This is a genomic window from Pseudomonas sp. RL (assembly GCF_000647775.1).
Taxonomy (GTDB): Bacteria; Pseudomonadota; Gammaproteobacteria; order Pseudomonadales; family Pseudomonadaceae; genus Serpens; species Serpens flexibilis.
In genome coordinates this window covers 1-14,305 of sequence record NZ_JBOY01000070.1, presented here as the reverse complement: position 1 = coordinate 14,305, position 14,305 = coordinate 1, and the positions used below count along the sequence as shown (strand labels likewise).

The window sequence follows — 14,305 nt, the reverse complement described above, 5'->3', positions numbered from 1 at the left end:
TCATTGTTTGTGCGTCGCCTGACGCGCGCGGCGACGGCTGGGTGACCAGTCGAGCGCGCCGATCCGCCCCAGATAAACCAGGCCCGCCAACAGGATTGCCACGAAAATGGTCGCTTCGATGAAGCCGGCCCAGCCGCTTTCGCGTACCGAGATCGCCCAGGCGAAGAGGAACAGCGCCTCGACGTCGAAGATCACGAATAGCATTGCGACCAGATAGAACTTGGCGGACAGGCGCAGGCGGGCGCTGCCGGTGGAAACGATGCCGGACTCGAAAGGTTCGTTCTTGCTGCGGCCCCAGGACTTGCCGCCGAGCAGGCTGGAGACGCCGAGCATGAAGGCGCACAGGCCCAGGACGCCGGCTAGGAACACGGCAAAGGCCCAGTGGTGGGAAAGGGTGGCGATATCGGTCATGGCCAGGCTCCCGGGTGCCGGTGCGGCGGAAGGCGCCGGTGGGTGACTAGCCTAGACCCGGATACGGAAACGACAAGGCCCCGGTATCGCTACCGGGGCCTTGTCTGGACAGTCGCACCGGCCGGACGGGCCGACCGGGCGTGAGCCGGTTCCTTAGTGGAACTGGTTCATGGTGTTGTCCTTGCCGCTTGCCTTCAGAGCCGCTTCGCCAGCGAAGTACTCCTTGTGGTTGTCGCCGATGTCAGAACCAGCCATGTTCTGGTGCTTGACGCAGGCGATACCCTGGCGGATTTCCTGACGCTGCACGCCCTTCACGTAGGCCAGCATGCCCTGGTCGGCGAAGTAGCCCTTGGCCAGGTTGTCGGTGGACAGGGCCGCGGTGTGGTAGGTCGGCAGGGTGATCAGGTGGTGGAAGATGCCTGCGTTGGCGGAACCGTCGCGCTGGAAGGTACGGATCTTCTCGTCAGCCAGCTTGGCCAGTTCGCTGTCGTCGTACTCCACGTTCATCAGCTTGGCGCGGTCGTAGGCGGAAACGTCCTTGCCTTCGGCGACCATGGCGTCGAACACCTGCTGGCGGAAGTTCAGGGTCCAGTTGAAGGACGGGCTGTTGTTGTACACCAGCTTGGCGTTCGGGATGACTTCGCGGATGCGGTCAACCATGCCCTTGATCTGGCCAACGTGCGGCTTCTCGGTTTCGATCCACAGCAGGTCGGCGCCGTTCTGCAGGCTGGTGATGCAGTCCAGCACGCAGCGGTCTTCGCCGGTGCCCTTGCGGAACTGGAACAGGTTGGACGGCAGACGCTTCGGACGCAGCAGCTTGCCTTCACGCTTGATCACGACATCGCCGTTGCCCAGTTCGGCTGCGGAGATTTCTTCGCAATCCAGGAAGGAGTTGTACAGGTCGCCCAGGTCGCCCGGCTCGTTGGTCACGGCGATCTGCTTGGTCAGGCCGGCACCCAGGGAGTCGGTACGGGCGACGATCACGCCGTTGTCGATACCCAGTTCCAGGAACGCGTAGCGAACAGCGTTGATCTTGGCGAGGAAGTCGGCATGCGGGACGGTTACCTTGCCGTCCTGGTGGCCACACTGCTTCTCGTCGGAAACCTGGTTCTCGATCTGGATGCAGCAGGCACCCGCTTCGATCATCTTCTTGGCCAGCAGGTAGGTGGCTTCCGGGTTACCGAAGCCGGCGTCGATGTCGGCGATGATCGGTACCACGTGGGTTTCGAAGTTGTCGATCTGAGCCTGGATCTCGGCTTCCTTGGCCTTGTCGCCAGCGGCGCGGGCAGCGTCCAGAGCGGTGAACAGCAGGTCCAGCTCACGGGCGTCAGCCTGGCGCAGGAAGGTGTACAGCTCTTCGATCAGGCTGGATACGGCAGTCTTCTCATGCATGGACTGGTCGGGCAGCGGGCCGAACTCGGAGCGCAGCGCGGCAACCATCCAGCCGGACAGGTACAGGTACTTCTTGTTGGTGGTCTTCAGGTGCTTCTTGATGGAGATCAGCTTCTGCTGACCGATGAAGCCGTGCCAGCAACCCAGCGACTGGGTGTATACGGACGAGTCGGCGTCGTACTCGGCCATGTCCTTGCGCATGATGTCAGCGGTGTACTGAGCGATTTCCAGACCGGTCTTGAAGCGGTTCTGGGCGCGCATGCGAGCGACGGATTCCGGGTTGATGGCGCTCCAGCTGCTGCCGTACTGCTCTTTCAGGGCGGCGATCGCCTTGATGTCGTTTTGATAAGCGGACATGGTCAATCCTTCACAATGGGTTGGTCTTTCACCGACTCCCGGTCGACCTGAGCAAGGTCGTGCGACGGGCGGCTCATGCAACCTGGAGGAGGATGGACGGAAACGAGGTCGTGCAGGTAGGGAGCGAGCAGAGGTACTACAGCATCTGCGATCTGCATAGGAAATATGCAGGAAAGGGCTGTGGATCCAAGGCTTCCCCGTCCCTCGGGACGACTACGTTCCAGTCGCAACCTCGTCGATCGCCCGGTAAGGCTGAATCGGCACGAAGAGACCCGGCTGGTTGGCTTGAGTCGCTTCGGGCTGCTCTTCGAAAAGAGCCTCCTGGTTAGCGGGAGCGGGCGCATGATGCGATGGAACGACAGGCGAGTCAAACGTTTTGTAGTGTTTTTTTTGCGGCACTACATTTTTGCTTTCAGGGTTGTCCGCACATCATTCGAGAGCGTCCACGCGGATGCGCAGCGGTTGCGCCTGGGCGGAGCGGGTGGCCAGCCGGTTGTGCGTGGCGGTGAGCTCCTCGCCGGTGATCTCGATCCATTCCCCGAGGCGACCAGTGACGTGGGTTTCGCCCAGCAGGGTATCTCGGGCCCCGTACAGAGCGGGGTCGATCTCGGTACGTCGGGCGCTCAGGTCCAGTTGCACGCCCGCGTCGCCGGTCAGTCTGGCCACCAGTTGCAGGGCGATGCCACTTTCCGTTTCCTGGCTTTGCAGGTAGGGCAGGCCGTCCAGGTCGGCGCTGAAGCCGAGCCGGGGTTCGCTGCGCTCGAGTTGCACGAACGCGGGGCGACCTTCGCTGGCGCGGATCTGCAGGGTTCGGTGGGGCTGTCCGGCCGTCAGGATGCGAGGGGCAGGGGCGCCACTCTGCGCCGGCAGGGCGGGGTGGGTCACCACTCGGTAACGGGGCTGCTGGTCGGGGCTGGTGTCCAGGCTGATCAGCAGCTGGCGAGCCGGCGCGTCCAGCTGGTTGACAACACCCCGCAACTCATTGATGCGTTCCAGGCTGGCACGCACCAGTAGCTGGCGATCATGGGCGGCCAGCGTCTCGCCTTCGTCGAGCAGTGCCTGGACGGCTGGCAGCAGCTCCTCGGCCGTGCGGTGCTGCAGCGGTATCAGGGCCGTGGCGGCAAACAGGGGCTGGGAAAGAGTCAACAGCAGGGCTATGACGGCTGGACGCAGGTGCATGCAGATTCTCCTTGAGCGGACGGAGTGCTCCGTCCGCATTTCAGGGCCCGCTCAGTTGCTGTGTCGGACCATGTCGACATGGGGGATGCCCGCCTCGAGGAATTCCTCGCTGACCACCCGGAAGCCCAGGCGCTCGTAGAAGGCAGTGGCGTGCACTTGGGCGGTGAGGTACTGGCGAGTCAGACCCGCCTGCTCGGCTTTCTCGATGGCCGCCTTCATCAACATCGCGCCGATGCCGCTGCCGCGCCAGTCCTTGAGCACGGCGACCCGGCCGATATGGCCGTCGGCCAGCAGGCGGGCGGTGCCAATGGGATAGTCGCCTGTGCAGGCCAGGAAGTGGGTGGCCTCCTGGTCATCGGAATCCCACTCCAGCTCCGGCGGCACCGATTGTTCGTTGATGAACACCGCTTCGCGGATACGGCGCAGTTCGGCATTGTCCTTCTGCCAGTCGGCGACGCGGACACTCAGCTCATTCTTCATCGGCCAGCTCCAGACTCCCCTGTTTGACGAGCTCCAGGAGGAGGGTACGCGCTTCGTCATTGCCCAGCCATTGGCCGAGATTGTCCTGATGCAGGGCGTCGGCGGAGCAGATCAGCTTGAGCAGATCGCGCAGTTCGGCGGGCAGCAGGCGGCTCTGGCCGCTGGCGAACAGCAACAGGCCGAGGTCTATTTCGCTCCAGGCCAGGCGCGAGCTTGGGTTGCGTACCAGCACGGCACCGTCCTCCAGGGCGTTCAGCAGTTCGTTCTCGTCGATGTCAGGGCCCGCGACCAGCTCGGGGTACTTCGGCTCGGTCATGAACTGGCCGAACCAGGTGAGCAGCAGGCGCTCATCGCCCATATGTTCTGCCAGCAGTTTCTTCAGGCGCACCAGTGCATCGCTCTGGATCTGGTAGGGATCGTCCTGTTGCGTCAGGTCGGCATCGCTGTAGCGGTCTTCGTCGGGGATGAACTGGGCCAGGAAGTCGGTGAAATGGGTCAGTACTTCGCTGGCGCTGGGGGCGCGGAAGCCTACGGAAATGGTCATGCACTCGTCTTCGGCGGTGCCGAAATGGGCCAGGCGTGGCGGCAGGTAGAGCATGTCGCCCGGTTCCAGCACCCATTCATCCGTGCCGGCAAAATCGGCAAGAATTTTCAGGTCGGCGTGTTCGAGCAGTGGGCTTTCACTGTCGCACATCTGGCCGATACGCCAGCGGCGCTTGCCGTAGCCCTGCAGCAGGAACACGTCGTAGTTGTCGTAATGCGGCCCGACGCCACCGCCCGGCGCAGCGTAGCTGATCATGATGTCGTCGATGCGCCAGTTGGGCAGGAAACGGAAGTGCTCCAGCAGCTCGGCGACCTCCGGAACGAACTGGTCGACGGCCTGTACCAGCAGGGTCCAGTCGCGCTCGGGCAGGTTCTGGTAGGTGTCTTCAGCGAAGGGGCCGCGGCGCAGCTCCCAGGGGTGTTCGCCGTGCTCCAGCACCAGGCGCGATTCGACTTCTTCTTCCAGCGACAGGCCGGCCAGCTCGTCCGGGCTGATCGGGCTCTGGAAATCAGGAATCGCCTGGCGAATCAGCAGGGGCTTCTTCTGCCAGTACTCGCGCAGGAATTGCTGCACGCTGATACCGCCCAGAAGTTGAAGTGGAGTATTAGAAGTCATTGCTAACACCTTGCTCTTTCGAGCGGAGCGGGATTCGGAAATAAAAAACGCCCGGCGCGGCCGGGCGTCCTTGAACAGGCGCGGCTCAGATGCGCTTGGCTTGGGCCACGGCGTTGCCGATGTAGTTGGCCGGGGTCAGCTTGCGCAGCTCGGCCTTGGCCTCGGCGGGAATATCCAGGGTGTCGATGAAGGTTTGCAGGCCGTCCGGGCTGATGCCCTTGCCGCGAGTCAGTTCCTTGAGCTTCTCGTAGGCGTTTTCCACGGCGTAGCGGCGCATCACGGTCTGCACGGGCTCGGCGAGGACTTCCCAACAGTTGTCCAGGTCTTCGGCGATGCGTACGGCGTTCAGCTCCAGCTTGCCGATGCCCTTGAGGGAGGCTTCGTAGGCGATGATGCTGTGGGCAAAGCCGACACCCAGGTTGCGCAGAACGGTGGAGTCGGTCAGGTCACGCTGCCAGCGGGAGATCGGCAGCTTGCTGGCCAGGTGCTGGAAGATCGCGTTGGCGATGCCCAGGTTACCTTCGGAGTTCTCGAAATCAATCGGGTTGACCTTGTGCGGCATGGTGGACGAGCCGATCTCGCCGGCCACGGTCTTCTGCTTGAAGTAGCCGAGGGAGATGTAGCCCCACACGTCGCGGTCGAAATCGATGAGGATGGTGTTGAAGCGCGCGATGGCGTCGAACAGCTCGGCGATGTAGTCGTGCGGCTCGATCTGGGTGGTATAGGGGTTCCAGGCCAGGCCCAGGTCCTGCTCGATGAATTCGCGGGCGTTGGCTTCCCAGTCCACGTCCGGATAGGCGGACAGGTGAGCGTTGTAGTTGCCCACGGCACCGTTGATCTTGCCGAGCAGCGGCACGGCGGCCACCTGGGCAATCTGGCGCTCCAGGCGATAGACGACGTTGGCCATTTCCTTGCCCAGGGTGGTGGGCGATGCCGGCTGGCCGTGGGTGCGCGACAGCATCGGCACGTCGGCGAACTTAATCGCCAGTTCGCGGATCGCCTCGGTGGTCTGGCGCATCAGCGGCAGCAGCACGCTGTCACGGCCCTCGCGCAGCATCAGCGCGTGGGACAGGTTGTTGATGTCCTCGCTGGTGCAGGCGAAGTGGATGAATTCGTTGACGGCAGCCAGCTCCGGCAGCTGCTTGGCCTGCTCCTTGAGCAGGTATTCCACGGCCTTCACGTCGTGGTTGGTGGTGCGCTCGAATTCCTTGACGCGCTCGGCATGCTCCAGCTGGAAGTTCTCGGCCAGGCTGTTCAGCAGCGCATTGGCTTCGGCAGAGAAGGGGGCCACTTCCGGAATACCGGAGTGCTGGGCCAGGCGCTGCAGCCAGCGCACTTCCACCAGGACGCGGTTCTTGATCAGGCCGAATTCGCTGAAGATCGGGCGCAGAGCGTTTGTCTTGCTGGCGTAACGGCCATCGACGGGGGAAACCGCGGTGAGCGAGGAGAGCTGCATGGGGTTATCTCGGCAATCGGGCAGAAAAAACAGGGCGCATAGCATACCCGAAAGATCGGTAGCCAGGGCGCCCGTGATGTGGGAAGTCAGGCGCTGCGTAGCAGTGGGTAGAGCTCCTTGAGCAGCTTGCGGCGGCTGAACACCAGTTGCCAGCGGCTGCCGCCCAGCTGTCGCCAGAGGCGCGCGGCGCGCACGCCGGCGAACAGCAGGGTGCGGATCTTGGCGGCATTGGCGCTCTGTTGCAGGTAGCGCATGTCGCCCTGCACCTGGATGCGCTGGCGGAAGGTGGACAGGGTGTCCTGGTACAGCGCGCCGAAGGAGGCGATGACGTTCTCATGGGTCGGACCGAAGTGCTCGACCTGCTGCTGGATCTGGCCGAGGCGCTTGCCGATCAGGTCCATCAGATCGCCGCGCTTGTCCAGCTGGCGCTCGAGGACCAGCAGGGTCAGCGCGTAGCGCAGCGAGTCGCGCGGCAGGCTGGCCGGCGTACGCTCCAGGGTGCTGGCCAGCGCGCGATAGCCGTCGCGCAGGTTGAGGTCGTCGCCGCCGAACACCTCCAGGGTGCTTTGCGGGTTGCGCGCCAGCAGGCTGCCGACCAGGCAGGCCACGGCGGCTTCGTTGCACTGTCCGGTGCGTGCCAGGCGGTCCACCTGGATGGCGGCGGTAAACACGGCCCCCAGGGCGATCAGCTGTTCCTGGGTGCGATTCATGCGCGTGCTCCGGTGCGGGGGAACCAGGGCTCGGCCAGTTCGATGACGCCGCCGCCCAGGCAGACCTCGCCGTCGTAGAACACCACCGACTGGCCAGGGGTGACGGCGCGCTGCGGCGCGTCGAACACGGCGCGATAGCCATCTTCGGTGCGCTCCAGGGTGCAGGCCTGATCCTGCTGGCGGTAGCGCACCTTGGCGGTCAGACGGCGCGGCTCGGCAAGCTCGACGGGATTGACCCAGTAGATCTCCGAGGCGCGCAGGGCACGGGAGAACAGCCAGGGATGCTCGCCCTGGCCGACGATCAGCACGTTACGCGCCAGGTCCTTCTCCAGTACGTACCAGGGCTCTTCGCTGGCGTTCTTCAGACCGCCGATGCCCAGCCCCTGACGCTGGCCGATGGTGTGGTACATCAGGCCGTGGTGGCGGCCGATCACCTCGCCGTCGGTGGTCTCGATGTCGCCGGGCTGGGCGGGCAGGTACTGCTTGAGGAAATCGCTGAAGCGACGCTCGCCGATGAAGCAGATGCCGGTGGAGTCCTTCTTCCTGGCGGTGGCCAGGCCGTGCTGTTCGGCGATGGCGCGTACTTGGGGTTTTTCCAGTTCGCCCACCGGGAACAGGCTGCGGGCGATCTGCTCGCCGCCCACGGCGTGCAGGAAGTAGCTCTGGTCCTTGTTCGGGTCCAGGCCCTTGAGCAGTTCGCTGCGGCCATCGACATCGCGGCGGCGCACATAGTGGCCGGTGGCGATCAGGTCGGCGCCGAGCGTCAGCGCGTAATCGAGGAACGCCTTGAACTTGATTTCCCGGTTGCACAGGATGTCCGGGTTCGGCGTGCGCCCCGCCTTGTACTCGGCCAGGAAATGTTCGAACACGTTGTCCCAGTACTCGGCGGCGAAATTGGCCGTGTGCAGGTGGATGCCCAGCTTGTCGCAGACGGCCTGCGCGTCCGCGAGGTCTTCCTTGGCGGTGCAGTACTCGGTGCCGTCGTCCTCTTCCCAGTTCTTCATGAACAGGCCTTCGACCTGATAACCCTGTTGCTGCAGGAGCAGGGCGGAAACGGAGGAGTCCACGCCTCCGGACATGCCGACGATGATGCGTTTGCCGTTCACGGAGAAACCTTTCAGAAAATCAGCGAGAGGGGGTAGCGGTGGCCGGCCAGGTAGTGCTCGACCGCCTTGGCGACCAACGGGCTGCGCAGGCGCTCGGCCTCGGCCTGCATTTCGGCGGGCGTCAGCCACAGGGCGCGCTCGATGCCGGTATCCAGCGGGCGCTGGGCATCATGACTCAGTGGCCGGCCGAAGAACGTGGTGCGGTAATAGGTGACGCCGTTGCTGGGGGCGGTGTACAGACCGACCCCTACCAGCCCCTGGATCTCCACCGTCCAGCCGGTTTCCTCGAGGGTTTCGCGCAGGGCGGCTTCGATGAGGCTTTCGCCAGGCTCCAGATGGCCGGCGGGCTGATTGAGCACCAGGCGGCCACGCTGCTGCTCTTCGACCAGCAGGAATCGGCCGTTGTCTTCGATGACGGTGGCGACTGTGACGTGGGCGTGCCAGTTCATCCGCTCATTCCGAGGTTCTTCAGGGGAGCGGCATTATACGCGCTTGTCGTCACAGGGCGAGCGAGAGGCGGGAAATGCAAAACCCCGGCACGAGGCCGGGGTTTTGTTGCCGATGACAGCTCACCGGCAAGGCTGCGAACTCAGGCCAGCTGTGCCAACGCGCCATTGAAGGTCGCGCTGGGACGCATGGCCTTGCTGGCCAGCTCGAAGTTCGGCTGGTAGTAGCCGCCGATGTCCTGAGGCTTGCCCTGGGCATCGTTCAGCTCGGCCACGATTCGGGCTTCGTTCTCGGTCAGGCGCTTGGCCAGACCGCTGAACTGGGCTTGCAGCTCCAGGTCTTCGGTCTGCTCGGCCAGGGCCTGCGCCCAGTACAGGGCCAGGTAGAAGTGGCTGCCGCGGTTGTCGATCTGGCCGACCTTGCGAGCCGGGGACTTATTGTTGTCCAGCAGCTGGCCGGTGGCCTGGTCCAGGGTCTTGGCCAGTACCAGCGCCTTGCTGTTGCCGTAGCTGTTGCCCAAGTGCTCCAGGGAGGCGGCAAGGGCCAGGAACTCGCCCAGCGAATCCCAGCGCAGGTAGCCTTCCTCGTTGAACTGCTGGACGTGCTTGGGCGCGGAACCGCCGGCACCGGTCTCGAACAGGCCGCCGCCGCTCATCAGCGGAACGATGGACAGCATCTTGGCGCTGGTGCCCAGCTCCATGATCGGGAACAGGTCGGTGAGGTAGTCACGCAGCACGTTGCCGGTCACCGAAATGGTGTCCTTGCCTTCGCGGATGCGCTTCAGGGACACGCGGGTGGCTTCGACCGGGGACAGGATGCTGATGTCCAGGCCGGTGGTGTCGTGGTCCTTCAGGTACTGCTGGACCTTCTCGATGACCAGGGCGTCATGCGGACGGTTGCTGTCCAGCCAGAAGATCGCCGGGGTGTTGCTCAGGCGCGCGCGGGTCACGGCGAGCTTGACCCAGTCCTGGATCGGTGCGTCCTTGACCTGGCACATGCGCCAGATGTCGCCGGCTTCCACGGCATGTTCCAGCAGCAGGTTGCCGTTCAGGTCGGTGACGCGCACGGTGCCGTCCGCCGGGATCTGGAACGTCTTGTCGTGGGAGCCGTATTCCTCCGCCTTCTGCGCCATCAGGCCGACGTTCGGGACACTACCCATGGTGGTCGGGTCGAATGCGCCGTTGGCCTTGCAGTCTTCGATCACGACCTGGTACACGCCGGCGTAGCAGCGGTCCGGAATCACCGCCTTGGCATCCTGCAGCTTGCCTTCGGCGTTCCACATCTTGCCGGAGTCGCGGATCATCGCCGGCATGGAGGCGTCGACGATCACGTCGCTCGGCACATGCAGGTTGGTGATGCCCTTGTCGGAGTTGACCATGGCCAGCTTGGCGCTGGACGCGTACACGGCCTGGATGTCTGCTTCGATCTCGGCCTGCTTCTCGGCGGGCAGCGTCTTGATGCGGGTGTAGAGGTCGCCGATGCCGTTGTTGGCATTGAAACCGACCGCCTTCAGCGCGTCGGCGTGCTTGGTCAGCACGGCGTCGTAATAGGCTTCGACGAACTGGCCGAACATGATCGGGTCGGAGACCTTCATCATGGTGGCCTTCAGGTGCACGGAGAACAGTACGCCGGTGCTCTTGGCGTCTTCGATCTGCGCGCTCACGAAGCTGCGCAGGGCCTTCTTGCTCATCACCGAGGCGTCGATGATCTCGCCGGCCAGCACCTTGGTCTTTTCCTTCAGGACGCGAACGCTGCCGTCGGCGGCAACCAGTTCGATCTTCACGCTGCCAGCGGCTTCGATCAGAGCGGCTTTCTCGCTGCCGTAGAAGTCACCCGCCTCCATGTGAGCCACGTGGGATTTGGAGTCGGCGCTCCAGGCGCCCATCTTGTGCGGGTTCTTGCGTGCGTAGTTCTTGACCGACAGCGGTGCGCGGCGGTCGGAGTTGCCTTCGCGCAGCACCGGGTTCACGGCGCTACCCTTGATCTTGTCGTAGCGGGCCTTGACGTCCTTCTCGGTGTCGTTGCTCGGTGCCTCGGGGTAATCGGGCAGCGCATAACCCTGCTGCTGCAGCTCCTTGATGGCGGCCTTGAGCTGCGGAACCGAGGCGCTGATGTTGGGGAGCTTGATGATATTGGCATCGGGAGTGGTAGCCATCTGGCCCAGCTCGGCCAGATCATCGGCGATGCGCTGTTCGGTGGTCAGGTAGTCGGGGAAAGTGGCGAGGATGCGTCCTGCGAGGGAGATGTCGCGTGTTTCTATCTGGATGCCGGAGGAGTGGGTGAAGGACTTGATGATCGGAAGCAGGGAGTAGGTGGCTAGCGCGGGTGCTTCGTCGGTAATGGTATAGATGATCGAGCGATTGGACATGTTTCGAATCGAGCCCTTGTGGGTGCTGTGGTTGCGAAAGCCGTGATGCGCGCCAGCAGTTCCTCTGCGGCGATCCAAGGCGCATCCAGGCTGAAAGGCGGATGTCTGCGGATGGTCAAGAAGGGGTAGTTTTCGACCATGAAGCGGGTTACTTCAGTCAGACTGGGATGTCCCTATGCTCCCGCGGCGGCGAACTATATCACAAGGCCCCTATCTCTCTGTAAGCGGGGCAAAGGCGGCCGGGCGGGACATCTCCGGGTGGGGCGGCGTGCGACGAGGGTATAGTTTCCACCGGGGGGGCAATTGGCTAAGCTCTGGCGCGGAAACACTCATCCAACGAAATGGAGTCCAGCATGGGTTACCAAAAGATCCAGGTCCCCGCGAACGGTGACAAAATCACCGTCAACGCCGACATGACCCTCAATGTGCCGAACAACCCCATCATTCCCTTTATCGAGGGTGACGGCATTGGCGTCGACATTAGCCCGGTAATGATCAAGGTCGTCGATGCTGCCGTGGAGAAGGCCTACGGCGGCAAGCGCAAGATCGCCTGGATGGAAGTCTATGCGGGTGAGAAGGCCACCCAGGTCTACGACCAGGACACCTGGCTGCCCAAGGAAACCCTGGAAGCCGTGCGTGACTATGTGGTGTCGATCAAGGGCCCGCTGACCACTCCGGTCGGGGGCGGCATCCGTTCCCTGAACGTGGCGCTGCGTCAGGAGCTGGACCTGTATGTCTGCCAGCGCCCGGTGCGCTGGTTCGAAGGCGTGCCCAGCCCGGTTAAGAAGCCTGGCGACGTGGACATGGTGATCTTTCGCGAAAACTCCGAAGACATCTATGCCGGTGTCGAGTGGAAGGCTGGCAGCCCCGAGGCCGAGAAGGTCATCAAGTTCCTCACCGAGGAAATGGGCGTCAAGAAGATCCGCTTCACCGAAAACTGTGGCATCGGCATCAAGCCGGTTTCCCAGGAAGGCACCAAGCGTCTGGTGCGCAAGGCGCTGCAGTACGCCGTGGACAACGATCGCAGCTCTGTGACCATCGTTCACAAGGGCAACATCATGAAGTTCACCGAAGGTGCCTTCAAGGAGTGGGGCTACGAGGTGGCGCGTGACGAGTTTGGCGCCGAGCTGCTGGATGGCGGCCCGTGGATGCAGTTCAAGAACCCCAATACCGGCAAGACCATCGTGGTAAAGGACGCCATTGCTGACGCCATGCTGCAGCAGATTCTGCTGCGTCCGGCCGAGTATGATGTCATCGCCACCCTGAACCTGAACGGCGACTACCTCTCCGACGCCCTGGCGGCCGAGGTGGGTGGCATTGGCATCGCGCCTGGCGCCAACCTGTCCGATACCGTGGCCATGTTCGAAGCGACCCACGGCACCGCGCCGAAGTATGCCGGTCAGGACAAGGTCAACCCGGGCTCCATCATCCTCTCCGCCGAGATGATGCTGCGCCACATGGGTTGGACCGAAGCCGCCGACCTGATCATCAAGGGCACCAACGGTGCCATCGGCGCCAAGACGGTCACCTATGACTTCGAGCGTCTGATGGACGGCGCGACTCTGCTGTCCTGCTCCGCCTTCGGCGACGCCATGATCAAGCACATGTAAGACTGTTTCGGCACGCAAAAGAAAGCCGACCCGCAAGGGTCGGCTTTTTTATTGGTTTTGTACCGTCCTGGCGTCAGGCGCCTTGTGTCTGCGGTGTCTTGGTGACGGGGGACGCAACCTCGACGGAGGCGATCGAGCGTATGTTCACCGCGTGCAGGCCCTTGGGACCCTGGAGTATTTCGAAGTGGACCGGCTGGCCGGCCTTGAGTGTCTTGTATCCGTCCATCTGGATTGCTGAGTAGTGGGCGAACAGATCCTCATCTCGGCCGTCAGCAACGATGAACCCGTAGCCCTTGGCGTTGTTGAACCACTTGACCTTACCGCTGAGCATGCTGATTTTCCCTCTGCAAAGGACTCCATCACTGGAGTATCATCGACTTCAATTCCATGTGAAGGCGAAACGGCCGTGGCATGGAACCACCGGTTACCCGAAGGGGTACACTTTGTTTGTATCACCGATTTCCCGAGAGTCAAGGAAGTGAGCGGGCGGCTGAGACGCCGGTCAAACCCATCACCTGTCAGCTTTTTGATCCCCTTTCCGAGCATGCAAGCAGATCAGCAGATTCGACTAACATTCAATCAGGACCGTCCCGATTGGCATGAAGATGACGATTCCGGCCTGCTCGTCGGAGAGGCCAGGCCGGCACTGCAGACGCCGCCTCTGTACAAGGTCGTCATGTATAACGACGACTACACCCCGATGGATTTCGTGGTGGAGGTATTGGAGCGGTTCTTCGCGCTGAATCGGGAACAGGCAACAAGAATCATGCTGACCGTGCACACCGAGGGCCGGGCTGTCTGCGGATTGTTCACTCGCGATATCGCCGAGACGAAGGCCGAGCAAGTCAACGAATACGCCCGTACATGCCAGCATCCGCTACTCTGTGAGATCGAGAAGGACGGCTGAATCCGGCCGCGTGGGGAGGTAAGCCATGTTGAACCGAGAGCTCGAAGTCACCCTCAATCTGGCGTTCAAAGAGGCGCGGGCCAAACGTCACGAGTTCATGACTGTCGAACACCTGCTGCTTGCCTTGCTGGATAACGAGGCGGCAGCCAGTGTGCTGCGTGCTTGTGGGGCCGACCTGGACAAGCTGCGTCATGACCTCCGGGAGTTCATCGATTCGACCACGCCGCTGATTCCGCCGCATGACGAGGAGCGGGAAACCCAGCCGACGCTGGGCTTCCAGCGCGTTCTGCAACGCGCCGTCTTCCATGTGCAGAGCTCCGGCAAGCGGGAAGTGACCGGTGCCAACGTGCTGGTCGCGATCTTCAGCGAGCAGGAGAGCCAGGCAGTCTTCCTGCTCAAGCAGCAGACCGTGGCGCGCATCGATGTGGTCAACTACATCGCCCATGGCATCTCGCGTGTGCCTGGCCAGGCCGACCACGCGGATAACGAGGACATGCAGGACGAGGAGGGCGGTGAGTCCAGCAGTGCTGGTCATCCCCTGGATGCCTATGCCACCAATCTCAACGAGCTGGCGCGCCAGGGGCGCATCGATCCGTTGGTCGGCCGCGAGCCGGAGGTGGAGCGTGTCGCGCAGATCCTGGCGCGGCGTCGCAAGAACAATCCCCTGCTGGTGGGCGAGGCGGGGGTCGGCAAGACGGCGATCGCCGAAGGTCTGGCCAAGCG

Annotated in this window: 14 protein-coding genes; 3 read left to right on the top strand and 11 right to left on the bottom strand. The window is 63.1% G+C overall.

The window, feature by feature from the left end:
- From AS93_RS0112465 to AS93_RS0112420, 10 genes are all read right to left on the bottom strand, one after another.
- A complete protein-coding gene (locus AS93_RS0112465; protein ID WP_027590925.1) occupies nt 1-411 on the bottom strand; it encodes an NADH-quinone oxidoreductase subunit A in 411 nt (136 codons plus the stop codon).
- A 153-nt stretch (nt 412-564) separates the two neighbouring features.
- A complete protein-coding gene (locus AS93_RS0112460; RefSeq protein WP_027590924.1) occupies nt 565-2,160 on the bottom strand; it encodes an isocitrate lyase in 1,596 nt (531 codons plus the stop codon).
- Between the two features lie 429 nt (nt 2,161-2,589).
- Complete coding sequence (locus AS93_RS0112455) at nt 2,590-3,339, bottom strand: secretin N-terminal domain-containing protein (RefSeq protein ID WP_027590923.1); 750 nt, start codon at nt 3,337-3,339, stop codon at nt 2,590-2,592.
- 51 nt (nt 3,340-3,390) lie between these two features.
- Nucleotides 3,391-3,819 carry a GNAT family N-acetyltransferase gene (locus AS93_RS0112450; RefSeq protein WP_027590922.1) on the bottom strand — a complete coding sequence of 143 codons (429 nt, stop codon included), beginning with the start codon at nt 3,817-3,819 and terminating at the stop codon, nt 3,391-3,393.
- Entirely contained in the window at nt 3,809-4,978 is a 1,170-nt protein-coding gene (locus AS93_RS0112445) for a cupin domain-containing protein (RefSeq protein WP_027590921.1), read from the bottom strand. The genes AS93_RS0112450 and AS93_RS0112445 overlap by 11 nt, the downstream gene beginning before the upstream one ends.
- An 85-nt stretch (nt 4,979-5,063) precedes the next feature.
- Nucleotides 5,064-6,434 (bottom strand): adenylosuccinate lyase, encoded by a 1,371-nt coding sequence (purB, locus tag AS93_RS0112440; protein WP_027590920.1) that lies wholly within the window; start codon nt 6,432-6,434, stop codon nt 5,064-5,066.
- 86 nt (nt 6,435-6,520) lie between these two features.
- Nucleotides 6,521-7,144 carry a high frequency lysogenization protein HflD gene (hflD, locus tag AS93_RS0112435; RefSeq protein WP_027590919.1) on the bottom strand — a complete coding sequence of 208 codons (624 nt, stop codon included), beginning with the start codon at nt 7,142-7,144 and terminating at the stop codon, nt 6,521-6,523.
- Nucleotides 7,141-8,250, bottom strand: a complete 1,110-nt coding sequence (gene mnmA / locus AS93_RS0112430) for a tRNA 2-thiouridine(34) synthase MnmA (RefSeq protein ID WP_256214745.1) — start codon at nt 8,248-8,250, stop codon at nt 7,141-7,143. Before mnmA ends, hflD begins: the two co-directional genes overlap by 4 nt.
- Before the next feature lie 11 nt (nt 8,251-8,261).
- Entirely contained in the window at nt 8,262-8,699 is a 438-nt protein-coding gene (locus AS93_RS0112425; protein WP_027590917.1) for an NUDIX hydrolase, read from the bottom strand.
- Nucleotides 8,700-8,839: 140 nt separating this feature from the next.
- Nucleotides 8,840-11,065, bottom strand: a complete 2,226-nt coding sequence (locus AS93_RS0112420) for an NADP-dependent isocitrate dehydrogenase (RefSeq protein WP_027590916.1) — start codon at nt 11,063-11,065, stop codon at nt 8,840-8,842.
- Nucleotides 11,066-11,418: 353 nt separating this feature from the next.
- Here AS93_RS0112420 and icd point away from each other — a divergent pair, with 353 nt between their 5' ends.
- The gene (gene icd, locus AS93_RS0112415; protein WP_027590915.1) at nt 11,419-12,675 is read left to right on the top strand and encodes an NADP-dependent isocitrate dehydrogenase; all 1,257 of its coding nucleotides are present in this window, start codon (nt 11,419-11,421) and stop codon (nt 12,673-12,675) included.
- Between the two features lie 73 nt (nt 12,676-12,748).
- Here icd and cspD read toward each other — a convergent pair whose 3' ends face one another.
- Nucleotides 12,749-13,006: a cold shock domain-containing protein CspD gene (gene cspD / locus AS93_RS0112410; protein ID WP_027590914.1), complete on the bottom strand. Its 258-nt coding sequence runs from the start codon at nt 13,004-13,006 to the stop codon at nt 12,749-12,751.
- Nucleotides 13,007-13,219: 213 nt separating this feature from the next.
- Here cspD and clpS point away from each other — a divergent pair, with 213 nt between their 5' ends.
- On the top strand, nt 13,220-13,582 hold the full coding sequence (gene clpS / locus AS93_RS0112405; protein WP_027590913.1) for an ATP-dependent Clp protease adapter ClpS: 363 nt from the start codon (nt 13,220-13,222) through the stop codon (nt 13,580-13,582).
- Between the two features lie 25 nt (nt 13,583-13,607).
- A partial coding sequence (locus AS93_RS19315) for a Clp protease N-terminal domain-containing protein (protein WP_037009166.1) occupies nt 13,608-14,305 on the top strand: 698 nt, incomplete at its 3' end.